At 47.2% G+C, this 24,000-nt stretch carries 26 protein-coding genes and 2 pseudogenes; 13 read left to right on the forward strand and 15 right to left on the reverse strand.

Annotated features, from left to right (window positions below):
• From FCL48_RS19565 to FCL48_RS19585, 5 genes and pseudogenes are all read right to left on the reverse strand, one after another.
• Positions 1-1,749: an FAD-binding protein gene (locus tag FCL48_RS19565; RefSeq protein ID WP_136874790.1), complete on the reverse strand. Its 1,749-nt coding sequence runs from the start codon at positions 1,747-1,749 to the stop codon at positions 1-3.
• Between the two features lie 2 nt (positions 1,750-1,751).
• On the reverse strand, positions 1,752-2,384 hold the full coding sequence (locus FCL48_RS19570; protein WP_136874792.1) for a ferric reductase-like transmembrane domain-containing protein: 633 nt from the start codon (positions 2,382-2,384) through the stop codon (positions 1,752-1,754).
• 5 nt (positions 2,385-2,389) lie between these two features.
• Positions 2,390-2,626, reverse strand: a pseudogene (locus FCL48_RS25960) (ferredoxin family protein); the annotation flags it as partial.
• A gap of 725 nt (positions 2,627-3,351) precedes the next feature.
• Complete coding sequence (locus tag FCL48_RS19580) at positions 3,352-4,419, reverse strand: cytochrome-c peroxidase (RefSeq protein WP_136874796.1); 1,068 nt, start codon at positions 4,417-4,419, stop codon at positions 3,352-3,354.
• A gap of 201 nt (positions 4,420-4,620) precedes the next feature.
• A complete protein-coding gene (locus FCL48_RS19585; RefSeq protein WP_136874798.1) occupies positions 4,621-4,935 on the reverse strand; it encodes a hypothetical protein in 315 nt (104 codons plus the stop codon).
• A gap of 309 nt (positions 4,936-5,244) precedes the next feature.
• Here FCL48_RS19585 and FCL48_RS19590 point away from each other — a divergent pair, with 309 nt between their 5' ends.
• From FCL48_RS19590 to FCL48_RS19610, 5 genes are all read left to right on the forward strand, one after another.
• Complete coding sequence (locus FCL48_RS19590; protein WP_136874799.1) at positions 5,245-5,721, forward strand: RNA polymerase sigma factor; 477 nt, start codon at positions 5,245-5,247, stop codon at positions 5,719-5,721.
• Positions 5,718-6,290 (forward strand): glycogen-binding domain-containing protein, encoded by a 573-nt coding sequence (locus tag FCL48_RS19595; protein WP_136874801.1) that lies wholly within the window; start codon positions 5,718-5,720, stop codon positions 6,288-6,290. Before FCL48_RS19590 ends, FCL48_RS19595 begins: the two co-directional genes overlap by 4 nt.
• A gap of 7 nt (positions 6,291-6,297) precedes the next feature.
• Positions 6,298-6,642 carry a hypothetical protein gene (locus FCL48_RS19600; RefSeq protein WP_136874803.1) on the forward strand — a complete coding sequence of 115 codons (345 nt, stop codon included), beginning with the start codon at positions 6,298-6,300 and terminating at the stop codon, positions 6,640-6,642.
• A 69-nt stretch (positions 6,643-6,711) separates the two neighbouring features.
• Entirely contained in the window at positions 6,712-7,692 is a 981-nt protein-coding gene (locus tag FCL48_RS19605) for a hypothetical protein (RefSeq protein ID WP_136874805.1), read from the forward strand.
• Complete coding sequence (locus FCL48_RS19610; RefSeq protein ID WP_136874807.1) at positions 7,689-7,916, forward strand: hypothetical protein; 228 nt, start codon at positions 7,689-7,691, stop codon at positions 7,914-7,916. The genes FCL48_RS19605 and FCL48_RS19610 overlap by 4 nt, the downstream gene beginning before the upstream one ends.
• Positions 7,917-8,181: 265 nt before the next feature.
• Here the strand turns inward: FCL48_RS19610 and FCL48_RS19615 are convergent, their stop codons facing one another.
• The 7 genes from FCL48_RS19615 to FCL48_RS19645 are packed head-to-tail and all read right to left on the reverse strand — an operon-like array spanning position 8,182 to position 16,437.
• Positions 8,182-9,333, reverse strand: coding sequence for an ABC transporter substrate-binding protein (locus FCL48_RS19615; protein WP_136874809.1), 1,152 nt, complete (start codon positions 9,331-9,333; stop codon positions 8,182-8,184).
• Between the two features lie 30 nt (positions 9,334-9,363).
• On the reverse strand, positions 9,364-11,454 hold the full coding sequence (locus FCL48_RS25540; RefSeq protein ID WP_240744893.1) for an ATP-binding cassette domain-containing protein: 2,091 nt from the start codon (positions 11,452-11,454) through the stop codon (positions 9,364-9,366).
• The gene (locus FCL48_RS19625; protein WP_136874811.1) at positions 11,454-12,218 is read right to left on the reverse strand and encodes an ABC transporter ATP-binding protein; all 765 of its coding nucleotides are present in this window, start codon (positions 12,216-12,218) and stop codon (positions 11,454-11,456) included. Before FCL48_RS19625 ends, FCL48_RS25540 begins: the two co-directional genes overlap by 1 nt.
• Positions 12,205-13,218 (reverse strand): branched-chain amino acid ABC transporter permease, encoded by a 1,014-nt coding sequence (locus tag FCL48_RS19630; protein WP_136874813.1) that lies wholly within the window; start codon positions 13,216-13,218, stop codon positions 12,205-12,207. The genes FCL48_RS19625 and FCL48_RS19630 overlap by 14 nt, the downstream gene beginning before the upstream one ends.
• A 3-nt stretch (positions 13,219-13,221) precedes the next feature.
• On the reverse strand, positions 13,222-13,722 hold the full coding sequence (locus FCL48_RS19635; protein ID WP_136874814.1) for a 2-oxoacid:acceptor oxidoreductase family protein: 501 nt from the start codon (positions 13,720-13,722) through the stop codon (positions 13,222-13,224).
• The gene (locus FCL48_RS19640; protein WP_136874816.1) at positions 13,719-15,539 is read right to left on the reverse strand and encodes a thiamine pyrophosphate-dependent enzyme; all 1,821 of its coding nucleotides are present in this window, start codon (positions 15,537-15,539) and stop codon (positions 13,719-13,721) included. Before FCL48_RS19640 ends, FCL48_RS19635 begins: the two co-directional genes overlap by 4 nt.
• Before the next feature lie 37 nt (positions 15,540-15,576).
• Positions 15,577-16,437, reverse strand: a complete 861-nt coding sequence (locus FCL48_RS19645) for a branched-chain amino acid ABC transporter permease (RefSeq protein ID WP_136874818.1) — start codon at positions 16,435-16,437, stop codon at positions 15,577-15,579.
• Between the two features lie 112 nt (positions 16,438-16,549).
• On the opposite strand from FCL48_RS19645, the gene FCL48_RS19650 reads away from it, so the two are divergent.
• Positions 16,550-16,801 (forward strand): Trp family transcriptional regulator, encoded by a 252-nt coding sequence (locus FCL48_RS19650; protein WP_136874820.1) that lies wholly within the window; start codon positions 16,550-16,552, stop codon positions 16,799-16,801.
• An 87-nt stretch (positions 16,802-16,888) separates the two neighbouring features.
• Here the strand turns inward: FCL48_RS19650 and FCL48_RS25040 are convergent, their stop codons facing one another.
• Together FCL48_RS25040 and FCL48_RS19655 are read right to left on the reverse strand one after the other, a co-directional pair.
• Positions 16,889-17,032: a hypothetical protein gene (locus FCL48_RS25040; protein ID WP_169309289.1), complete on the reverse strand. Its 144-nt coding sequence runs from the start codon at positions 17,030-17,032 to the stop codon at positions 16,889-16,891.
• Between the two features lie 49 nt (positions 17,033-17,081).
• Positions 17,082-17,726 carry a flavodoxin family protein gene (locus FCL48_RS19655; RefSeq protein WP_136874822.1) on the reverse strand — a complete coding sequence of 215 codons (645 nt, stop codon included), beginning with the start codon at positions 17,724-17,726 and terminating at the stop codon, positions 17,082-17,084.
• A gap of 348 nt (positions 17,727-18,074) precedes the next feature.
• On the opposite strand from FCL48_RS19655, the gene FCL48_RS19660 reads away from it, so the two are divergent.
• From FCL48_RS19660 to FCL48_RS25965, 3 genes and pseudogenes are all read left to right on the forward strand, one after another.
• Positions 18,075-18,419: a DsrE family protein gene (locus tag FCL48_RS19660; protein WP_136874825.1), complete on the forward strand. Its 345-nt coding sequence runs from the start codon at positions 18,075-18,077 to the stop codon at positions 18,417-18,419.
• A 46-nt stretch (positions 18,420-18,465) separates the two neighbouring features.
• Positions 18,466-18,714, forward strand: coding sequence for a hypothetical protein (locus tag FCL48_RS19665; RefSeq protein WP_136874827.1), 249 nt, complete (start codon positions 18,466-18,468; stop codon positions 18,712-18,714).
• A gap of 12 nt (positions 18,715-18,726) precedes the next feature.
• Positions 18,727-19,113, forward strand: a pseudogene (locus tag FCL48_RS25965) (redoxin domain-containing protein); the annotation flags it as partial.
• A 355-nt stretch (positions 19,114-19,468) separates the two neighbouring features.
• Here the strand turns inward: FCL48_RS25965 and FCL48_RS25970 are convergent.
• Positions 19,469-19,762, reverse strand: a complete 294-nt coding sequence (locus FCL48_RS25970; RefSeq protein ID WP_371418687.1) for a nitroreductase family protein — start codon at positions 19,760-19,762, stop codon at positions 19,469-19,471.
• A gap of 242 nt (positions 19,763-20,004) precedes the next feature.
• On the opposite strand from FCL48_RS25970, the gene FCL48_RS19680 reads away from it, so the two are divergent.
• The 4 genes from FCL48_RS19680 to idnD all read left to right on the forward strand — a co-directional run bounded on the left by FCL48_RS19680 (position 20,005) and on the right by idnD (position 23,999).
• Entirely contained in the window at positions 20,005-20,787 is a 783-nt protein-coding gene (locus tag FCL48_RS19680; protein WP_169309290.1) for a FadR/GntR family transcriptional regulator, read from the forward strand.
• A 41-nt stretch (positions 20,788-20,828) separates the two neighbouring features.
• Positions 20,829-21,368, forward strand: coding sequence for a gluconokinase (locus FCL48_RS19685; RefSeq protein ID WP_136874832.1), 540 nt, complete (start codon positions 20,829-20,831; stop codon positions 21,366-21,368).
• Entirely contained in the window at positions 21,368-22,816 is a 1,449-nt protein-coding gene (gnd, locus tag FCL48_RS19690) for a decarboxylating NADP(+)-dependent phosphogluconate dehydrogenase (RefSeq protein ID WP_136874834.1), read from the forward strand. The genes FCL48_RS19685 and gnd overlap by 1 nt, the downstream gene beginning before the upstream one ends.
• Positions 22,817-22,949: 133 nt before the next feature.
• Positions 22,950-23,999: an L-idonate 5-dehydrogenase gene (gene idnD / locus FCL48_RS19695; RefSeq protein ID WP_169309291.1), complete on the forward strand. Its 1,050-nt coding sequence runs from the start codon at positions 22,950-22,952 to the stop codon at positions 23,997-23,999.
• The last annotated feature ends 1 nt before the right edge of the window (position 24,000 follow it).

Below are 24,000 nucleotides of genomic sequence, written 5' to 3' on the forward strand. Positions count from 1 at the left end.
TCAACCTGGCCAGGTACCAAAGGGTTGCTTCTCAAATTGCATTGAACCGTCACTGCCTTTAAATATGTTGATCCACGCATTCCAGTTTTCCGTGTCCATCTCAGGGTAATCAAGTCGGTAGTGACTGCACCGACTCTCTTTACGCATGATTGATGCCTTAAGCTTCATCTCAGCACTTACAATCATATTGGAAGTTTCAAAAGCTAAACGTAACTCATGCAGGTCTGCGGCTCGAAGCATCGGCATGTGATGGTCTCGCAACTCCTCAACATAGGCCAGGGCTGCTTTTAAGAGATTTTCTTTTTTCATGTATATTATGAAATTGGGGATCATGATACCCTGCAGGGTCTGCGTCACCCAGGCAGGGCTATATCCAGTCTCTCTTGTTAGAGGAGCAAGAATCTCTTCTTTTACTTCCTGCATCTTCGCTTTTGAGATCTGTGCTATCTCAATGTCCTGGCTGTATTCGGCTGCCGCCTTTCCCGCAACCCCGCCTTGTACGGCAGAACCTGCAAGTGAGGAGCCAATCTGGGTGTAGATTGCCCCAGCCATATAGGAACCAAGTGCATCACCGGCCGCGTATAAGCCAGGGATATTTGACTCACATTTGTCGTTGATGGGAACCAAACCTTCTGATTTATGAATCGCCATACCGGCAGAAGAACCTCCGACCAGTGTTCCTCCCATACCCGGAGGTGCTCCCCCATCTTTATGAGGACCGCCGGGTCCAGGGCCATCTCCGCCTCCTGGAGGGCCACCTCGCTTGAATTCATCCGGAACATATGGCCCTCCTTCTTCAACAGTATCCCCTTTTGCTGCGCCAGGATCACCCATGCTCACAGGATTGCCGGACATATAGGCTTTATAATTAAGATCTACGCCCAAATCATGGCGGACTTCAACACCATTTACGCTCGGTTTTCTCTCAAACATTCCGTGCCATCCGTCAAAACAGGATGCCGCATTTTCAGCCTGGCCCGGATGTCCGTCATTCCATTCCTTGCCCGTCACCTTGGCGCCAATATTATAGGCCATGATCGTGCCGTCATGGGTGAGATCGCAGATGGGAAAGCCGTTGGGTTTAAAACCACCGGCTCCAGTACACAGGATCACACTTTTTGCTTTGAAAAAATGTATCTTCTCATCGTCCTGGCTAAAACCGGCAGCACCTGCGATACGCCCGTCTTCCTTGATGAGATGGGTGATAACGATTCTCTCTTTGACAGGGATATTTCTCTCTGTTATGGGCTTGCTAAAGCTTTTATTGTACAGGGGAGAATCAAAAAATCCCCACTCCTTCAGTTCATTGACACGGGCAAGGGAGTGCTCTGCCATCTGCCGGGTATAGACCGGGTTATTGGTGCCGATTGCAGAGCGAGAGACTTTAGCTACAAACTCATCAAGGCTTAATTTTGCTGAGCTGGGATCATATGCGAAGATTCCCTTAGCAAATGGGGTCATTCCCGAGGAGCCAAGTCGTCCTTTAGAAACAAGCATTACACTGGAACCACCATCATGGGCCTTGACGGCTGCAAAGAGCCCTGCAATTCCACCGCCGATCACCAGCACATCCGCCACGTTTTCGGTGGATGTGATCGTGTCAGCATCTATTTTTGTAATATTGGGACTACAAGCGCCATCCTTTGGGGAGATTCCAATAGCGGCCATTGTTGCAAGCCCTGCCGCTCCGCCAACGATTGCCATAAACTTACGGCGTGACAGGTCTTTTGGGGTGTCTGTTGTCTTCATTTCTATTTCACAGGTTTTTGATTATTTGAAAAATATGTCTTGAGAAGGAGCAGGATTCCGCTTGCAGCCAGTACGCCGAGAAAGATTGACATTGCAGGAGTTGAGTGACGGCCAAGATCAATTGCGTGCCAGGCAGCAAGAGTTACAAACAATATCGCCAGAACGCCGTGGAGGATCCTCCAGTTCTGGTATTTCATGGGCAGTTTCGTACGCATAAATGATGTTACGCCCAGAATCAGCATGAAACACCAGGCAAGGATGCCAAGAACAACACCTGAATTCATTGTGGTAATCATGGTGACAAAGGCATCAACAGGGGACAATCCCGCCTCAAAAAAGCGTGGTATCACAATATATAGCGGGTGGAAAAGCATTACTGCGACAAATATGTAGCCGATGAATTTGTGATATTTTAACACGCTGCCCATTGTGAGATTTCTCACAGCGGATCTATTGGTTCGTGCCCAGAAAAACTGTCCAATCAGCTGAAAAAAGGCCAGGATGGTGAGGACAGAAAACGACTCTTTTAAGAGCGATCTCTCCGGCATGCCCATCGTAAAAATCAGCAGCAGGGGGATGCCGGTAAGGGCAAGTAATGACAGTTGAAAGAAGCGATTTTGAATATATGCAATCATCGTTTTCACCCCCAAGAAACTACTACTGGAATAGATTTTTCAGGTGAAATGGTGATTGCATCAACGGGGCAATACATCCTGCATAGGTGACATATCTGGCAGTCCGCCGGATATTTGATAACTGCCTTCTTTGTCTTTGGGTCCATTCGTATTACATCGGTTGGACAGCTCATTACGCAGGTGCCGCATCCAATGCATCCGTTTATCGCTTTAATTGTCATGTTGTTTTCTCTTGTAACTGGATTGTAAAAAGCTCTCGGTTAGGCTCTTTACGCCGCTGTAATTTTTCCGGGAACCCTCTATATTTTAAGCAAGATCCTGTCTTACTCATATTTCGCTCAGAAATCCTTGCATATTGGTTCATGTCGGTTCATTTTTTAAACGAGATGCCCACTTTTGTTTTTCTTTCGATTGATTGTAGAGAGCCTATGCAACCACTCTTGTGAGTAAGGTTTCCATAGGCTTACAACCTTATGGTACATATGATACCAGGGAGGTGGTTAACGATCGGTTAACATTTAAAGAAATAAGAAGAAAATATCATTTTATAAGTGCGTTATTTTCTCAGGTTAACTTGAAATCCCAGGGCCATCCGTTGAAGAAACACTCAACATCAAAATGTTTGATCCATAGTTTACAGCACACTTGCAGGTATCCTGGCGATTGATCGTTTGTCTCATTAACACCACATGAAAAGGAAGGTGGAAGGCATGGACATGGAAAAGGTCAACTAACCTATGAAAACACAAAACATCGAGAGGAGAACCTCGAAATAAACTGGCATTGCAACGCCTGTTATTTCATTTTCTACCTACGTCTGATTGTACTTCTTGGCAGTCATGACATATATGAGATCTGATGAAATCGTGACACCACAAACAGAGGAAGCGACGATTTTGCAGGAAAATCGTCGCTTCAATACTCTTATGGAGTCCTGTGTGTTTAATAACCCAACTTTGGTTCTTTCTTAGTTGTCGGAAAGAGTATGGAGAAACGCGACCAGATCATCAATCTCTTCATCAGTTATTTCAAGATTCCCGAGATCTTTGTAATTAATATTCTCATTCACTTCTGGCAAAGGCCATCCTGATACAGATACATCACGAGAATTTTTGAAACGGATCATATCTTGTAACGTTGCAAAATATCCATTATGGCCATAAGGTGCACTCAAGGCTACGTTTCTCAATGTTGGTACTTTAAACTTGCCGTTTTGCTTCTCTGGACTCTCAACATCATCAAATGTAGCGAGGAATCCGCCGAGGCCAAGGTCTACAGGATTACCAGCAAGTATCGGATTAACCGGTATACCGATGTTGTGATATGAATAATTGGTAAAAAGCGGGAATTCATCGCTACTGTTCATGGTGTGGCACTGTGCACACTTCTTTCCGAAAACAGTCATCCCTCGTATTTCTTTTTCCGAGAGTATGCCTCGATCAAACCTGGAGTTAAACTGTTGAACATCATTCGATCTTTCGTATGCCGCTATCGCAAAAGCTATATAATCATAGGCATCTTCTACATTGTCTAGCGAGCCAGGACCGAACACCACTTCAAATAGATGAACGTAGTCAGAGTCTAAAACAGCCTGAACGATAGCAGCCTTATCGGGCATATTCATCTCCACCGGGTTGAGCGGTGGCCCCTGGGCCTGTTCAGCCAATGGGTCTAGCAGTGTCCAGCCTGTGGCACGTCCATCCCAAAACATTCCTCCTACATATTCGCCGTCATCGCCCTGGGAAAGAATTGGGCTAAAACCTGCGTAGGCAGCTGTTGGTGCGTTTCGTCCTCCAAGGCTTTGCCCGTCAGCCCCCAGTGATACCACTGTAAAATATGGATCTCTGCTATTTGTCGGGTCGGCAAACCCTGCTACCTGGTGGTGACAGGTTTGACATGACTGTGTCTGGTTGAACGAAAAATCTTTATCCTTGTACATAATCTTACCAAGTTGCTCAATATTGGACAGCGAAGCAGCCTGTACTTGATATGTCATTGCCATACATACAATACAAAAGAGTGCTATTTTGTTCATATCATCTCCATAGATTTCATAACAAGATTCAATTTTCTCGATAAACAAAGTTTTGCTATCTAAAAAATAGTCAGGGAAAGTCTCGTACGATACGATTGTGCCGAGTGCTGGCTTGATAATGAGAAGAAACGACCCTGTCAGGTTCTGAAAACTGCTAGGGCCGCAATTAAATATTTCCTGTCGGAGATTATTCGAGAAATATTATGTGAAACAAGAAGCATCACGGCTTTGCTCCCTGTCCCTATCTTGGTCCCCCTCACCAGATCCGTTTCCTCCGCGTCCCTTGTTACCACCATTACCATTTCCACCTCGCACGAGTAATACGTTGTTATCAAAGGCTACTACAGAGCTTACAGAACAGTCGCCAGGCCCGTTCCCAGTCCCATCCTTAGCGCCGCTTCCTGTTCCTGTCCCGTCACCAGGTCCATTACCATTGCCGGCTATTGCTGGAAACGCTAAAAGGGTGATAATTGAGAAAACAACAACTGATTGGATAAATAGGTTTTTTTGTTTCAAGGTAATTCCTCCTTGTCATAGTTTTAACTTCGTTTTTAAAAAGTGAATTATGCACGATTGTGCACACGTTATTGATAAAACGCAGAGAGACAAAAAAGTTACAAATCCAAGAAAAGAAATAAGAATATTTTTTCTATGAGAGGTAATAATAAACTGACATATTAAAGCAGCTAAACCCACTTCCGCGGCTCTTGATCACAAGACAAATATACTTTTCGCATCTTCATATATTTTTGTTTGTAACCTGTTCATACATATTCCGTTATATATCTATGACAGTGAGACAAAAAAAGACTATGGAATCGCAATATGCCGGGACAATACAAACATTTTTATCTCAATTACAAAGACAAACTTTTCAGCTATCTTTTATATAAATGTGGTGATAGAGAGTTGGCTCTAGAGGTAACTCAGGAGAGTTTTGTCCGGCATCTTAAAAGCTACAACCATAACGATCAAATCACACCTTCTCTTTTGTTTACAATTGCAAGAAATGCTTTGGTAGATGTCTATCGAAGCCGGGGAAAATTTAAAATTGTCGAATCTCCAGAAAGATCAACAGGCGTCAATGAAGAGGACCGTTTCATTGTTAGAGAAGAGTCTTCTTTGATGTATGAAGCTATGAAAAAACTCGATGAAACAGACAGGGAGTTACTAGTCCTTGCTGTAAACGGTGTACCTTACCGTGAGATAGGAAATACCCTCAATTTAAGTGCCGTAAATGTCAAAGTACGAATTCACAGAGCAAGGACACAATTACGGAAATTTTTGGTGGAGAGCGAATGAAAAATATTGATCACTTGATAAGTTTGTATCTGGATGACGAATTGTCGCTTGGGCAAAAATGTCATTTTGTTGAGAAGGTTCATCACGACGTAAAATTTTATAATAATGCTGTTGAATTTCTCCAACAGGAAAAGATGCTCCATACTGTTTTGCGCCAGAAAGCACCATTGGACAAACCGGTAAATGTATTACAATCAAAAATTACTCGTATGAGTGGCTGGGTAATGGCGGCAGTTTTGATCCTGGCTTTGTCTTTTATTGGTGGCACCTACGTGCAAAAAACTCAACAAATAGCTTCTTTAAATCAGGAGAGTGACATCTACCGAAGGTTTGTCATTCAGCAAAAAGAGACAGACCAGGTAGAAATTGTCGGAAGCTTCACACATTGGGAAAAAATCCCACTTGTTCGTAGCGGCAAGGAAGGATATTGGGAAGTGACTCTAAAACTGCCCAGTGGTGAGCATCGTTATTCTTTTGTGATAAATGGGAACCAGTATCGTCCTGACCCAACAGTTTTAGACAGGGAGATGGATGATTTTGGTTTTTCCAATTCAATTTTACAAATTTGACTATCGCATGAAAAAACGAGATTACAGCATTAACACTCTTTACATACTGGTCTGTTTATGGATTTTGTCTGGCTGTGCATCAAATCATTATTCCAGAGTACAAGACAACCATGTCGTTTTTTATTTGAAAAATCCAGATGCAAAAGAGGTGTATTTTGTTTCGAGTCTTGATCATTATCAATATAACAAAGCATTTTTGGAAGAAAGTGGTATTTGGGCACACACTTCACCAATGAATACCGAATTTTCATATTTTTATATAATTGACGGGGTTATCACAATTCCGGACTGTGACGTAACTGTCCAGGATGATTTTGGAGGTAGAAATTGTGTTTTTTCGCCAGAGTCGTAACTTTACTTGGCTATAACCGTTATATTACAGGAAGTACGTGAGAAGAGGAATATTTATGGAGAGGTTTTTATGTCAAAAAAATATACGGGTCTAGTGTCAGCTATTCTAGCGATTCCTTTACTTGTCTTCGTCCCTGTAATCGCATTTTCCGAATCTCCGCCTCAGAACCAGCTTACATCTGGGCAAAAGATGTCGATAGAAGGTCATGCAGAAGAGGCTAGTCTACTTGAACAGAGAATGGTGGAATATGGTTTTAGCCCAACAGACCTTAATGAATTCAGAAGTATGCTCAAAGAGTCCGAGGCAAAGGAATTACCTGTCGATCCGTTGATCCAAAAGGTGTACGAAGGAATAGCCAAGAATATAAAACCTGACAATATATTGCATGCAACCTATCAGGTGCAGGATAGATATAGGAGAGCAATACATTACACACAGCTCCTTTCCGATATACAGTCTGATAATGGCAAATTGACAGAAATTATAGCTCAAGCCTTTGCTGCAGGTTGGGAAGGAGTGGATTGTGAGAGGCTTGCTCAGCAGTTAAAAGAGCAAATCCGAAACATGAACAGGATAGAACGAAGAGGGTTGATAGAGGAAACTATGTTGACCGCACGCGACATGGCACGCAGGCAGGTACACTCATCAACAGTATCAAATGTACTCTCTAACGCCCTCCACCAATCGTATCACTCCAAGGAGATGAGTGAGTTGAGACACCGTTTTAGTATTCAGGCAAAGTGGGGCTCTCCTGAAAACATAGCCATGGAATTTGCAGAAAGTATTGGTCGCGGAGTGGCGGTCCACCAACTCGGAGAAGCATCAGCTACTTTGGATAGTGGTACTTCCAAAGGCTTATCTGGAAACAATGGTAACTCCGGAGGTTCAGCAGGAGGTAATGGTAGTTCAGGGGGCTCTTCCAGTGGCTCTTCCAGTGGCTCTTCCAGTGGCTCTGGCGGTGGCTCTGGCGGCTCTGGCGGCTCTGGCGGCTCTGGAGGCTCTGGAGGCTCTGGAGGTTCTGGAGGCTCTGGAGGTGGTAAGAATCGTTGATTACAAAGCTGGTAGAAAGCCTTGCATCATCCCTGGTGGAGCATCCAACCCTACTGGGGCTCAGACCGAAAACGATCAAGATCTGGATCCGCTCTATTACTCATACAAGACTGGGGGTCGACCGCCGAAAAGGTGATCGAAGAAGGGGAATGGACCAAAGACAAACCGTTCGCTTCCACGCCCTTCTCACTCGGGATGAAATCTCTGATCTTCTTTCAATGTAGCATCTCCGGTCTAGATTTTCCTCATGTCCTACTAAGAGAAAATTGCAGTTATCTTCTGCATTAGGCGTAGTTGTCTCAGTTTCCTGGTCTTCCACAGAGCAACAGGTCCCCCACAGATCAAACACACAATTTACAACAATCCTCTATTAAACGGACAACAAGCAGAAATGGAGAAAAGTATATCTTCATGACCACAGAAACAAAAAAAGGGGTGAGCTGGTAAAGCCCTCCCCTTTTTTACTATGTCCAGTTTGCAACGGACAGATTATTTTGCCAAGGTAAATTTTCCGTCTTTTACCTGCACTATAACCATGGAGTCGACATCCAGGCCGTTATGGTCTTCCGGGGTGATATTGTAGGTTCCCGAAATCCCGATATAGTTTTTGGTGGATTCTATTTCTGTGCGCAGCAGTTCTTTATCCGTTCCCACCTTCTTGATCGCATTGGCAACCATCATAATCGCATCCCAGGCATAGCCGGAGTGGGTGTTAATAGGGAACTGTTTGTCGTAGCCTTTTTCTTTATAGAGTTTAACAAACTCTTCAATAACGGGTTTTTGCGGGTCGCTGTCAGCCAGCTCATCCACAACCATCAGCTTGGTGGCCGGCATCCGGTCACCTTCACTGGCAGGACCTGCAAGTTCAATATATTTGGGGTCAGGAAGACCATGGCACTGAAAGAGAGGTGTATCGATTCCCAGCTGTACCTTGTTTTTAGCGATGATCGATCCTGCCGGTCCAATGGTCCAGGCGAGGATTGCCTGGGGAGAACTATTTTTCACCTTGGTGAGCTGTGCTGTCATGTCGGTATCTCTGGTACCAAATGATTCGCGGGCGATGATCTCAATACCGTATTCAGCGGCTAACTTATCCATCCAGCTGGCACCATCCTTGCCAAAACCATCGGCTGCCGAAAGAAGTGCCACCTTTGTCAGGTTTTTTTCTTTGAGATAAGTGAAAAGTCGTTTTACAGCAATACTGGAACGCTGGGGGGACTTAAACACATATTTAAACGATCCGAACTTACCCCCCATAACAACTGGATCGCCGCCTACGGTCATAAAGATAGGCGTCCGTGCATTTTCTACTATTTTTTTAACATTCATGCCAGTGTCGGTGAGGGTCGGACCGATGATGGCAACCACACCATCCTTATGAATAAATTTCTTGGCAATTGATGCGGTTTTGGTGGGATTAGCCTCGGTATCGGCGATGATTAACTCCAGCTGTTGACCATTAATCCCCCCTTCGGCGTTGAGTTTTTCCACCAGCATCTCGGCCACCAGTTTAGTGGGTGTCCCTATAAAAGCTGCACGACCGGACAGGTCAAAAAAGGCACCCAGTTTAATTGTGTCAGCGGCAAAGGCAGCCGAGGTCATCATACTGCTGATGATAAGACCTGCTAATAGCTTTTTCATGGATATCTCCTATTGAGGTTGTTAGAGCAATTAGACTATTTCGTCCTGTATCCTGTTATCAAAGACTCTTTGTATTTTTCGTTCAGACCTGGGCAGAGAGCCGTAATCCATCAGCTCTGTCTTCACAGATACCAGTAACTGTTTTTTGACCTGATGAACGACCTCATGGATCAGTTCAGCGCTCCTTCGGTCATCCACTCCTTCAGCCCGTTCCACCACCAGGCGCAGATGGTCTCTTTCGGCACTGTCACGGGTGAGATGGATCTGGTATTCAGAGCCGAGGCCCGGAACTTCCGAGAGGATGGTGTCTATGCTACTCGGGTAGATATTAACCCCGCGAAACTTGATGGTATCATCGGAGCGGCCCCGTATCCGGGAATGGCGTGGCAGAAGTGAACCACAGGGACACTGACCGGGAATAATCCTGGTGATATCACGGGTACGGTAGCGGATCAGTGGTGCCCCTTCTTTACAAAGACTGGTAACCACCATTTCTCCCCATTCTCCGTCAGGCAGGGGTTGCAGGGTGTCTGGATCGAGTATTTCCAGCAGGTAGTAATCAGACCAGTAGTGGATACAGTCGTGGGTGGTACATTCAATACCGGTACCCGGCCCATAGAGTTCAGTGAGTCCTGTAATGTCAAATAGTTCGGCTCCACCAAAGAGATCAGATATCTTCTGACGCATGGATCGGCTGGAACGTTCAGAGCCATATATAATTTTATTGACTGCAATTTTATCTGCTATACCACGCTGGTGGATTTCTTCAGCCATCAAAAGGGCCATGGAAGCCGTGGAGCAAAAAACGGTGGACTGAAAATCCAGCAGAAACTGGATCTGCATATCGATATTTCCTGGTCCAAGGGGTACAGCCAGGGCGCCGATTTTTTCACAACCCATCTGAAAACCCATGCCCGCCGTCCAGACCCCGTAGCCCACTGCAATCTGAACTCTGTCAAGTGGTGTGACTCCTGCCATCTGGTAACTCCTGGCAAAAAAGCTAAACCAGTCGTCCAGATCTTTCTGAGTATAACAGAGCACCTTTCGTTTACCAGTGGTCCCGGAGCTGGCATGGACCCGGACAATCTGTTCAAAGGGTACGGCCCGCAAGGGAAAAGGGTAGCCACTGCGAAGATCTTCGGTGCTGGTAAAGGGCAGTTTCTGAAGGTCTTCCAGGCTCTCAATACTGCCGGGACTGATTCCAGCCTCGTCAAATTTTTGCCGGTATTGACTCGAGCCTTCATAGGCGTGAGAAACAGTCCATTTCAAGCCTCTCAGCTGATGGTCTTTGAGTGCCTGTTCATCTTGAAATTTCGGCATGAAATCGTGTGTGTGCATATCGGGTTTCTCCAAACGTATATTGGTCAGGCCTGCGGCTCCAAGACGGCTGGCCGCAGGGTTATCATCACTGGCAGCGCCTAAAAATGCGGATCGCAGGGCCGGGTTATTGAGGAGTTGTTTGCTTTTGCCCTGTTCGACTATTTTACCGTTGGCCATCAAGTATGCTTTGTCTGAGGCAGAAAGAGCCCTGGCGGCGTTTTGTTCCACCAACAGGATAGTTGTACCTCCCCGGGCAAGCTGGCGCACAATAGAGAATATTTCGTCAACAATCAGGGGGGCAAGACCGAGGCTCGGTTCATCAAGAAGCAGCAGACGGGGCTTGGCCATCAGTGCCCTGCCCATGGCCAGCATCTGTTGTTCACCTCCAGAAAGGGTCCCTGCCAATTGATGTTTTCGCTCAAGAAGTTTAGGAAAACGGGTCCATATTTCAGCAATACGAGAGGATTCTTCACTCTTAGCCAGCTTGAGCGGGATGGCACCTAACTGCAAATTTTCAAGAACCGAAAGATGCGCAAACACCTCTCTACCCTCGGGAGATAGAGCAACCCCCAACCGCACCATCTGGGCGGGCGTGCTCTTCGTGACATCCTTGCCATCAAGCAATATGGTGCCACTGGTGGCTTTATGCAGACCCAGCAGACATTTGAGCAGGGTGGATTTGCCGGCACCATTGGCACCGACCAGGGCAACCGTCTCGCCGGCTGCAATCTCCAGATTAATATCAAAAAGAGCCTGGGCTGCACCGTAGTGGGCGTTGAGATCGTTTATTTGCAGCATCATCAGGCTGTGGCCTCCATTCGTCCCAGATAGGCTTCCAGTACCAGAGGGTTACGTCGCACCTCATCCGCCGTGCCTGTGGCAATACAACGGCCGCTATCCAGCACCACAACCTGGTCGGCAATTTCCATAACCAGGTCCATATCATGTTCCACCAGCATCAGAGTGTGACCTGCCCGGCGGAGAAGTTTCAGCTGGTCGCCCACGGCTGCAGTTTCCTCACCGTTTAGTCCGGCTACAGGTTCATCAAGGAGCAGTAAATCGGGTTTGCCAACGATGGCACGGGCCAGTTCCACACGCTTTTTATCCCCATAGGCGAGAATCTCGGCTGGCCAGTAGATTTTGTCACTCAGGTCGAAGTAGTCCAAGGCCTCCAGAGATCTCAGTTTTAACTGTCGTTCACGGTGACGCAGGTAAGGTAGTCGTAACATGGCCATGATCATGGAGTGTCCACCTTCACAGGTTAAACCTGTCATCACATTATCTAAAACAGACAACCGCGGAAAGAGCCTCAGATTCTGAAAAGTGCGGCTAATACCGAGAGCACTGATCTTATGGGATGCGAGATTAACGATCTCATGGCCTTTAAAAAGAACCGAGCCGCTGGTGGCCGGCAACACCCCGGTAATGCAGTTTATCAGGGTTGATTTGCCTGCCCCATTTGGACCTATAAGAGCGGTTACCTTCCCCTTTGGTACAGTAAAAGAAACATCTGAAAGCGCTGGCAGGCCGCCAAAGTTTTTACAGAGATGATCAAGTCGCAGCATCTTTTTGCTTTCCTTTTTGTTTGTGCAAAGCCAGTCGCACCGTAACCATGTCTTTAAGTCCACTAATCAGGCCCTGGGGCAGGAACATCAACACCAGCACCAGGATACCACCGTGAACGAAATCCTTATAGTTCTCAAAAACCCCGATCCATTCCGGTAACAGAGTGATGAGGCCAGCTCCAAAGAGCGAACCCCAGATGGAACCCATGCCACCGATCACAACCATTATCACCATGTCAGTGGAAGTGAAAATACCAAAGGAATCCGGGCTAATAAAGGAGTAACAGTGGGCAAAGAGACTACCCGCCAAGGAGGCCATTACAGCCGAGAGAACAAAGATTTTGATTTTTGCCAGGCGGGTATTGACCCCAAGGGCTGCGGCTGCAGTTTCATCCTCGGCCAGGGCCGATAAACCACGGCCAACCCCACTGCGTACAAGGTTCAGGCAGAGCAACAGGCAGATCATGGTAAACGACCAGAGCAGGTAGTGGAGGCGAACCTCGTCGTCAAAGGAAAAGTCACCAAAGGCGAGGTAAGGGATACCTGAAAAGCCACTGGGACCTCCGGTAAGTGTATCCCACTCCAGCAGCACACTATGCACCACAAAGTTAAAGCCAAGGGTAGCCATTGCCAGGTAGTGGCCCGACAGACGCAACACCGGAATCCCGACGAAAAGCGCAATACAGCCAACAGCCATGGCAACCAGCAACATAGCAGGCCATGGTGGCAGCCCGTAGGTACCAGTGGTAATAGCCGACCCGTATGCCCCAAGGCCAAAAAAGGCCGCATGACCAAGGGAGATCTGCCCGGCGTATCCAATAAAAAGGTTAAGGCCCAGCACCACAATGGTATTGATAGCAATGAGGTTGGTCACCCCAAGGGTGTAGGGGTTGTCCTCAAAAAGGGGAAAAAGCATCAAGAGGGTCGACAGCATGACCACCATCAGTCCTGTCCGGTGCAGGGAGATAAAATAGAAAAATCTGTCGCGCAGAGACATCATATTTTACAGATTCAAACCGGTAGTAAAGGCCTGAATATTTTGCTCTAAAAATTTTGCTGGTGCAAGTTGCCTGATGGCCACAACACACTCCTCCTCACTGCAAAAAAGAGCCTTCTTCCTGACTGCACGTCCGAGCAGTATAAGGTTTGACAGGACCGAGTTGCCCATCTCCCTTGCTATCTTCGATCCATCAATCCGGTCTCCTTCACCAGCTTTATCTGAATTAACAAAGAGCGCTCCTCCCTCTTTTAACAAAGAGCAATGGGCTGCAAGATTATCATCCCAAAGAATGAGTGCCACATCGGCCTGTCCAGTACGAATTAAAGGGGCTGCAAAATCTCCCACCTTGAGAGTGGAAAGTACAGTTCCTCCACGCTGGGCCATGCCGTGATCCTCAGAAGTGAGTACCGGAAGACCGTGATTCACCGCCATCTGCGCGATAACCTTGGTCAGAAAAAGAACACCTTGTCCACCTATACCGCTGACGAGTATCTGCTGTTTCATTTATTTTCCTCCTCTACGATCGCCTGTGCGGGGCAGACTTGGATGCAGGTACCGCAACCGTGGCAACGATCTGGATCCACGACCGCCACCTCATTTTCCTTATCCATAGAAAGTGCGGGACACTCGAAGGTGTCAACACAGAGACCGCAGCCCAGACACTGGTCGGTGATGATCACCGGAGGGGCGTCCTGAGCTTTACGCACGGCGGGAGTCATCAGGCAGCCATGCCGTGAGATGAGTACAGCCACCCCACCCTCTTCACTTCTGGTATGGGCGTCCGCCTTTTTGAGTAATTCTTCAAAACGCATATGATTGTAAGGATCGCAGCTCTCGATAAATTCGACCCCACTGGCCTTCACCAAAGGTTCGATGGCTACGATTTTGCTCTTTCTGCCTCCGGCGGTAAAACCCATGGTGGGTACCGGCTGGCCTCCGGTCATGGCTGTGGTACTGTTGTCGAGGATCACCACAATGATTCTGGCGTCCTGCAGCACTGCGTTGATGAGGGCCGGGATTCCGGCATGGAAAAACGTCGAATCACCGATGGTTACCACCACTGTAGGTATCTTCCCTCCATCCTGTTTATAGGCCTGGTGAAAACCTGCGCCCTGGCTGATGCAGGCCCCCATGCAGTGAACGGTGTGGACTGCGTCAAGGTTCATTCCAAGAGTGTAACAGCCAATATCAGAGGGAAAGATTCCCTCTGGAAAACATTTTTTTATGGAGTAAAACGCTGCCCGGTGTGGGCAGCCGGGGCAAAGCGATGGCCGCTGCCCACGGCCCTTTGCAGGAAGATCCGCAGGTGGGTCGAGTTCGAGAAAAGTAGCCAGGGTCCGGTAGAGAATATCGGGGCTCAGTTCACCCTCCTTAGGCACTGCGCCACTCTGTTTACCCACCGCCCCCGGGTGACCAAGCTGGAGCTCAATCACCGGATAGGTTTCTTCCAGAATAAGCAGACGATCGTAGTTTTCTTTCAGGTTTGCTATAAAATCTGGACTTAAAGGATAGGGCATCAGTACCTGATACAGGTCGATGGTATTGCTGAGGCCGAGTTCATCAAGCAGATCGACGAGGTTGGCGTAGGCTATACCGGAGGCCACAAGTGCAATTCTTGGCTGGCTGTTATTGCCTTCTTTTTTCTTTGGCTGCCACTCAGGTTCTTTCGCTACTTTTTCTAGTTTTTCATTGAGAGTACGGTGCAAAGCTGGCAGAAAGGCAGGGGTGGCACACCAGCGACCGGTGTCAGGTTTAAAAGCCGAACTCCGATCAAGTTGTACCGGCTCCTTAAGCTCGACACTCTGGCGGGAATGGCAAACCCGTGTGGTGGGACGAAGGACGATATTCATCTCATATTTTTCTGAAAGCTGGTAGGCTGGCTTTATCATCGCCTTGGCCTGTTCGGGGCTGGCTGGGTCGAGTACCGGCACTCGTCCTTGAAGACAAAAAAGCCGTGTATCCTGCTCATTTTGCGAACTGTGCGGGCCTGGATCATCGGCTACCACCGTCAACATACCACCTTTCACCCCAAGGTAAGCGGTCCGCATAAAAGGGTCTGCTGCCACGTTCAGGCCAACCTGTTTCATCACAGCCACCGAACGCTTGCCCGTGTAACTTGCGGCAAGAGCAACTTCAAAGGCAATTTTTTCGTTTACCGACCATTCAAGGTGGAGTGGGCTTACGGCCTGATCTTTTCTATTGATAACCGACTGAAGAATCTCCGTTGACGGTGTGCCTGGATATGCCGCAGCAACCTGACAGCCGGCCTCAATGAGCCCCCGCCCGATCGCATCGTTTCCCATCATTAACTCTTTATTCATAATATCCTTTTTATATCAGGGTGTTTAACAATCAAAATCATTTACCGAGCAAACCTTTTGGCCGCACACAAAGTACCAGCAGTAAAACAACAAATGCCACCACATCTTTATAGGCACTGGAGAGATATCCGGCCGACAGCGACTCCAGCAATCCCAGAATGAGACCACCAAAAACAGCTCCAGGAAAAGAACCAAAACCTCCCAGGATCGCAGCGGCAAAACCCTTTAATCCCAAGAGGACGCCTACATCATAATTAAGGGTGGTGATGGGAGTAACCAACACCCCGGCCAAGCCTCCAAGAGCCCCTGCTATGGCATAACTGGTCAAACGGATGCGTCCTGCGGGGATGCCGACCACTGCGGCAGCTTTAGGGTTTGAGGCCACCGCCCGCATGGAAAGACCAAGAGATGTTTTGTAGAAAAACCAGGTGAGAAGGCTGATGGCCACAATGGTAAGCAGTAGAATCCACAGGGCCTGGGGCAGTACGCTTGCTCCAAAAATAGTTATGGGGTGATCCGTGGTGAGAGGCGGCAGAGCCATGCGATTTTTCCCCCAGACCAGCTTAATAATGCCGCGCAGGATGATCGAGAGACCAACAGTAAGGAAGATCAGCACCAGGTGATTATTTGATCGGGCTGGACGTAAACCGAAGCGTTCCACCACCATGGCAACGACAGCAACACCTGCAACAGCAAGAAGGAGGCCGGGAACCATCGGCAAGCCTGCCCCCAACAGGCAGGAAAACATTAGCATGCCACCCAGGGTGACAAAATCTACCTGAACGAAGTTGACGATCCCCATGGTGTTATTGACGACACAAAATCCAAGAGCAATCAGCGCATAAATCGCTCCATTGGTCAATCCGGAAAAAACGTATTGCAGTAAATCCTGAAACATGAAGACGGTGGCTCCTGCGACGACATTTGGCGTCGTGAGCGAGGCCAAAGGCAGACTGGGCACGACGAGAAAAGTATTGACTCTCTTATAATTTGTACTAGTGTACTAGTACATGACTGCGACAATAAAATACATTTCCCATTTAGTCAATCATTTGCTTGCCCAGAAAAACTCTGAGCAAATGGAAGTGACCCTGCGTGGCCTTCTCACCGAGAGTGAGCTTCTGGACGTGGCCAAGCGTCTGCAGATTTTGGAAATGCTGGAACAGAGGGTTCCCCAGCGTCAGATAGCCGAAAAACTTGGGGTGGGAATCGCCACCGTCACCAGAGGGTCTCATCACCTTAAAAAAAGTCATAAATTATAGACGCCGGTTCTTTGCAAAACCGAATTGTTGAGAACTAAGATTAAACCCGTACACCAAACCACTTCTATCGATGCTGCCCGTTGCCATTCACCGGTCCTCGCCACGGGTATCTTCAAACATGATCTCTACCTTACCGATCACTGGAAAAAGAGCATAATCAAAAGCATTTTTTCCCTTATCTCCAACAGTAGCAGCTTCAAAAATCCTCTTCGTATCTATATGGCTTTCCAAGCCACACGTCTCTACACAAACGCTTCAGAGCACTACGATCAGTCGAGTATCAGGCGACAGAAACTATCTTAGAAGCAAGCTTTGTAATTTCTTTGCAGACCCCGTCATTTTCAATACAGTCAACGTAGGGTAAGTCACTTATTTTCAGAGTATTATTGTTCTTTATCTTTCTCATTTTATGAATAGCACTCGTCTTGCATTGTTCTCCTTTTCCGCAGGTGTTACACGGTACATTTCCGGTAAGTAGAATCTGCCCTAGCAGATTTACCCGATCTGACTCCGTGAGTTTTTTTGCAAGGGCTTTACTTGCCTCTTCCAACGCATCGGGATCCAGACCGTTTAGGATGGTTGCCCACGGTTTGTCCTTGAGCAGAGTGTTATCATGTTTTAGTGACCATAATCGTTCGATAAAAGCTCTGGTAAAGCCATCAAGCTGGCCAAACGGAATATACCCACCAAGGACAACAGCATCTGCTTCAAGCAGCTTCTGAGCTAGTGCGGGAAAATCGTCATGTACTTTACAGACATTGTCGGCGACACAGCCTTTGCAAGCGAAACAGGGTCTAATATCCATCTTTGATAATTTAACAAATTCGGTCTGATATCCGGTTTCGTCCATTAATCTTTTTACAGCTCTATCCGTGTTGCTGTTATTGACTGGGCTTCCGGATATGCCGATAATCTTTTTTGTCATAGATCCTCCTCAAAATCACTCTTTGGCCCGTTAAAGATGTTTTCATCTATAGCCGTAGTTCCAACAAAATGGGTAAGTATACAGAAAAATTGATATCTATGTTGTAATAATTGCTACAATTCACAACTCCCAGCAACCTATTTGAACTTTCGTTCAAATAGGCTCTTGACAACAAATTGGGACAAGCTTAGTTTGAACATTCATTCAACTTGATTGAGCTTTTGATTAATCAGCGTCATTATCTTCAAAAAGAAGAACACCAACAGGGAAAACAACGGAATCATTTCACGAGGGTTCGATGGGTATTGAAAATATATCACTAACCATGACTACAGGAGGTCTTACAGCATGCCAACCAAAAACAAGCTTCATATACTCTGGACGAATGACAATCTCATCACATCAGAAAAAATGGTTTTTATGTATGGGATAAACGCAAAGCGAAAAAAACTGTGGGATGAAGCAACAATTATAATTTGGGGTGCTCCCACAAAATTGGTCAGCGAGAATACACTCATTCAGGAGCTTATTGAAGAGGCAAAGCTCGAAGGAGTGCACATCACTGCCTGTAAAGCATGTGCTGATCAACTCGGCGTGACAGGAATATTAGAAGGTCTTGGTATCGAGGTCATTTATCAGGCAGACCCATTCACCAGAATTTTAAAAAGTGATGAAAAACTGATCACCATTTGATGTTTTGCCCGATTCGTCAAAGTTTAACAATACACTGGAGTTCAATATGAAATTACAAGAAAAACTGACTGCAATGAAACAAGAATCAATGGCGTCGAAGCCACCAGAGGTGGTCGAATTGCTGATGGCAGAAACGAAAAAGTTGATATTATCGGGAATAGCAGACAAAGCTATCAAGGTTGGTGCAACCTTACCTGAGTTTATATTATCTGATGAACAAGGCAATGCTTTCAACTCCAAAGATATCCTTGGCAAAGGACCTCTTGCTCTCAGTTTTTACCGTGGCATCTGGTGACCTTATTGTAACGTCGAGCTGGAAGCTCTACAGGAAATCTACAGTCAGGTTCTAGATCTTGGTGGTTCCCTTATCGCTATTTCACCGCAATTACCGAAGTATACAAAGCAGGTTGTAAAAAAGCACAACCTTAGCTTTCCTGTTCTTGCAGATATAGATAACAACTATGCGGACAAGCTTGGTTTAGTTTTCACTCTCTCTGAAAAACTCAAGGAGTTATATTCCAAATTTGGAATTGACCTGCCCCGGTTTAATGGCAACGACACCTGGCAACTCCCGATGTCCGGAAGATTTCTAGTCGACAGCAATGGCATCATCAGAAACGTTGATGTGCATCCTGACCACACCACCAGACCGGAACCTGATGAAATTTTAGAGTTTATGCAATCTTTGGCATAGTTCACCAATAAAGGCGGATCTCTTCAACTCCGCCTCTGTTTCTTTGTATCGATGATCAGTACAGCAGCCAATGAGAAGTCCGATTATGCACGGGAAATTGGTATTTTCTTTACCGTTAATGAGAAGGTGCGGCGGATTTATGAGAGTTTCGGGATCGATCCTGAAAAGCATAACGGCAAAGGGCAATTCGACATTCCTTTGGCCGCGATCTAGGTTCCCCATAGCCACGAAACCCTTGTTGATGCGGTTGGCGGGGCAGATTCCACAATACTCACCGAACCAGCAGAAGTCGTCAAGGTGCTCCAGTCACTGAAAAAATAAGCCATTCCCCCCCTCCAACCAGCAACTTTTGAGATTATATGCAGATTGCGGATAGTGGGCTTTTAGCGTAAGAGCCCACTATCCTTGATTGCGATGGAATGTTCAGGAGTTCATGTGTGGGTTGATCGACAGCGGGATTTCTAAACGCTGAGACCCACATTGCCCCAAAACCAAGGCTGGTTACTGCTAACTGCATGGACATAAAGGCGCAGCTCATAGAGCTGTTCAGAGTAAATTCCCACCACGCATCATATCTTTTTTCACTTTCGGTCCGTATTCCCAAACCATCTCGCCAGCGTACATGAGCAAATAGACGATCGGAAACCAAAGTTCTGACTTGCCGTCTGGCGTCTCAGAAACAACCAAACGTGCAAAGATCTGTTCTGTGAAACAGAAAAACTTCCCGCTTTCTGGCACGATATAGAATTTTTCATTTGACGGTTACATTATATTGGGTGTAAAAATAATATTTTCCAGGACACAAAAAATTACTTTTTCCCACGGCTGGCAAACAGCATCGCTTGCAATAATGGTGCGACAGGATAAGAGCCGTCAGGTAACATGACCTTTATGACAGTCCAACAAACGTATACCTTCCAGAACAATCCGACGTTCAAACACCCCAAGATACGCTGGCGGGTGATCGAGCACCTGCTCCACAAGATGCTCGATCAGTCATTGCGTGTAAATGAGCCGCTCCCTGGGATCAACGATCTCTGTGAAAATCTCGGGGTCAGCCGCACTGCTGTTCGTGAAGCGATCAGCGTCCTTGTTGCCAAAGGCATGGTCGCCTCTAAACCTGGTGAAGGGTCGTTTATACAGCCGCTTTCCTCCTGGATGCTGCTTGACCCTGAAGTTCTATGCTGGCTTCGAGAAAGCGATATGGCCTTATCGATCATCGAACACCTCATGGAAATCAGGTTGATCATGGAACCAGAAGCCGCAGCACTCGCCTCTCTACGAGGTAGCATGGAGCAATTTATGTCCATGAACGAGGCTCTCGCCCGAATGAGTTGTGGGGAGAACTTGCGTAGCCCAGAATCTATCCAGGGTGATATCGATTTCCACAACCTCATCCTCAGCACATCCGGCAATATCTTCTTATCTCGACTTCGAGATCTCTGCATGGTTTCGGTCGAGCTTGTTGTTCGGCTGACTTTTGAGAGAGTTGAATCCGTCGCGCAAAGCATTGAGAACCACCGGCGACTGCTAGAAGCGATTACCTCTCGGCAGCCCGATCAAGCAAGGATCGAGGCAAAACGTGTGCTTGGAAAAACCGTGCAGGACCTACGACAAATCAACATTCCATTTCGCAGAGACATCCTCCACCAACTCGGTGGCGATAAAGACTGACGCAATAAAAATTCTTTTCCCTGCCCACCGAAGCAGACAAGATGAAATTGAAAACCAATACCTCTGGAAATCCAACGGCAATCATCCTTATCGGCCCTATGGGTTGTGGAAAAACGACAATTGGCAAACTACTGAAAGAACAGACCGGTTGGCAATTTATGGATGCCGATGATTATCATCCGCAGGCAAATATAGACAAGATGGCTGCTGGCCTTGCCTTAAACGATGAAGATCGACACCCATGGCTGCTTCGACTGAGGGCAATGATAGACAAATCAATTATCAGAAAAACACCCATCATCCTGGCCTGTTCAGCCCTCAAGCAAAGTTACCGGGAAACACTCGGAATAGATCAGCAGAAGATAGTCTCAGTGTACCTTAAAGGGGACCCTGATCTGCTCGCCTCACGCATCGGGAACCGCAGCCACCAATATATGAACAAGGGTTTACTCGACAGCCAACTGGCAACCATGGAGGAACCAGATGGTGGGCTGACAGTCGATATTGGTACTACCCCTGAGAGTATCGTATCTGAAATTATCACCACTATCCAAGCAAGAACCTCAACAGTGAGAAAGTAATGAAACATACAATAGGAATCGCCGGATTGGCGGTTATGGGCGAAAATCTTGTCCTTAATATGGCATCTAAAGGATTTTCTGTAGCCGTATACAATCGAACAGCAGCTAAAACGGAAAAATTTGTCAGCGGCAGGGGAAAAAGCGACAAAATCGAAGGATTTACAAACGTTGCGGACTTTGTCGGTAGCCTGGAAAAGCCAAGACGTGTCATGATGATGTTAAAAGCGGGCAACCCGGTAGACCAATTCATCGAGCAATTGCTCCCTCACCTTGAAAAGGGCGACATCGTCATCGATGGTGGTAACTCTAACTATCATGATACCATCCGCCGTCTTGCACTGCTTGAGAAGAAAGGACTTCGCTATATCGGCACCGGCGTGTCGGGTGGGGAGGAGGGAGCGCTCAAAGGACCGTCCATCATGCCCGGTGGTTCCACCGACGCCTGGCCTTATCTCAAGGATATCTTTACCTCCACATCCGCTCAGCTGGCCGACGGCTCATCCTGTTGTGACTGGATGGGGAGTGGCGGGGCCGGTCACTTTGTCAAGATGGTCCATAATGGGATTGAATATGGAGACATGCAGCTGATCTGCGAAACCTACCAGTTCATGAAAGATGTCCTGGGGATGGATTCCACCGCTATTCACCAAACTTTTGCCACCTGGCAAAAGGGTAATCTTAACAGTTACCTTGTAGAGATTACCGCAGATATTACAGCGTACAAGGACAGTGACGGGTCACCACTGCTGGAAAAAATTCTGGATGCTGCAGGACAGAAAGGAACCGGCAAATGGACGGTAAATGCTGCCCTTGATTGCGGGGTACCTCTATCACTTATTTCCGAATCGGTATTTGCCCGCTGCCTTTCCAACAACGTCGAACTGCGCCAACAGGCAGCGGAGCACTTTACCGGTGTGGTAACCGCATACAATGGCGATATGAACACCATAATCGATCATCTGGGAGTTGCTCTCTATTGCGCCAAGATCATCTCCTATGCTCAGGGGTTTGGCTTACTTCAGGCAGCAGGTGATGAGTTTGGCTGGAACCTGGATTTTGCCTCCATCGCCCGCATCTGGCGAGGCGGTTGTATCATTCGCTCCGTTTTTCTCGACCGGATTGCAGATGCCTACCAAGAGTCACCCCAACCTGCCAATATGCTGCTGGCCCCATACTTCAGAGATACCTTACAAAATGGGCAGGCCAGCCTTCGCGAAGTTCTGGCAACAGGTATCAGAGCAGGTATCCCTCTGCCTTGCCACAACGCCGCCCTCGCCTATTTTGACGGGTTCCGCAGCGGCAGACTCCCAGCCAACCTGCTTCAGGCACAGAGGGACTATTTTGGTGCACATATGTACGAGAGAATCGATCGTCCACGAGGTGAGTGGTTCCATACCAACTGGACAGGAACAGGCGGCAACACAACATCAACGACTTATTCCAAATAATGGTTTATGGCAGTGCCTGATTTTTATTGACGACACTGCAGCTCTCTTGTAGAGATAACGGGAAAGCACATAAATATTATTTTCTCAATATAAAAATGTTATTTAATACACCTTGAGAGGAGACAGATTTCCCATGGCAAATATTAAAACAGAGTTTCTTACTTTTGATGCCTGCTATGTCAGGGGAAAAAAAGATCTCTATGTCGCTGCGAAAAAGCTGGAGTACGACCCATCAAAAGAACTGCTCGTTCGAATAACAAGGGGTGGAATCTGCGGGTCGGACATTCATTATTACCAACATGGCGGTGTTGGGGATTTTATACTCAAACATCCCATGGTTCTGGGCCATGAGGTTATTGGTGAGACTGTTCCAAATGATGGTTCCAACCCAGTCAAGGTTGCCGTTAATCCTGGTAGACAGTGTAACAACTGTGAATATTGTCTTGAAGGTAAAAGCAATCAGTGTCTTGATATGCGTTTTTTTGGCAGCGCAATGCGTAACCCCCACGTAGACGGTGGTTTTGCCCAATATGTAGCCGTACGAGCCGACCAGTGTATCCCATATAATCCCGCCATTGACGAAGATATAATGGCGTTTGCTGAACCGCTTGCGGTGGCAATACATGCTGTCAACCAGGCAGGCACTGTGCTTGGTAAAAAGGTGCTGGTCACAGGATCCGGACCCATCGGCGCCCTTGTCATTGCAGCCTGCAAAGCAGCAGGTGCAGCAGAAATCGTTGCTACGGATCTGGTAGAACGTAACCGCCAACTGGCCATCGTCATGGGGGCAACCAGGGCACTTGACCCTATCAAGGCTGACCTTACCCCCTTGAGGAGCGGTAAAGGATATTTCGATGTGAGTTTCGAGGCTTCCGGGGCCATTCCAGCTATCCAGGGGAATATCGACCTCACCCGAGCAGGCGGCGTAATGGTTCAGGTAGGGATGAACCCCGGCATGGTCGATCTCCCTTTAACCAGGATGCTCGCGAAGGAAATACGTTTTGTCGGAGCATTTCGCTTTATCAATGAATTTACCACATCAGTACAATGGCTTGAAAAAGGACTGGTGGATCCTCGCCCCCTATTGACTTCGGTTTTTCATTTCCGGGATGTCGTTAAAGCCATTGAATTGGCGGGTGACAAATCACAGGCCCTGAAAATTCAGCTCTCGTTTGAAGAATAAG

The sequence above is a fragment of the Desulforhopalus sp. IMCC35007 genome, assembly GCF_005116575.1.
In the GTDB taxonomy this organism is placed as follows: domain Bacteria; phylum Desulfobacterota; class Desulfobulbia; order Desulfobulbales; family Desulfocapsaceae; genus Desulforhopalus_A.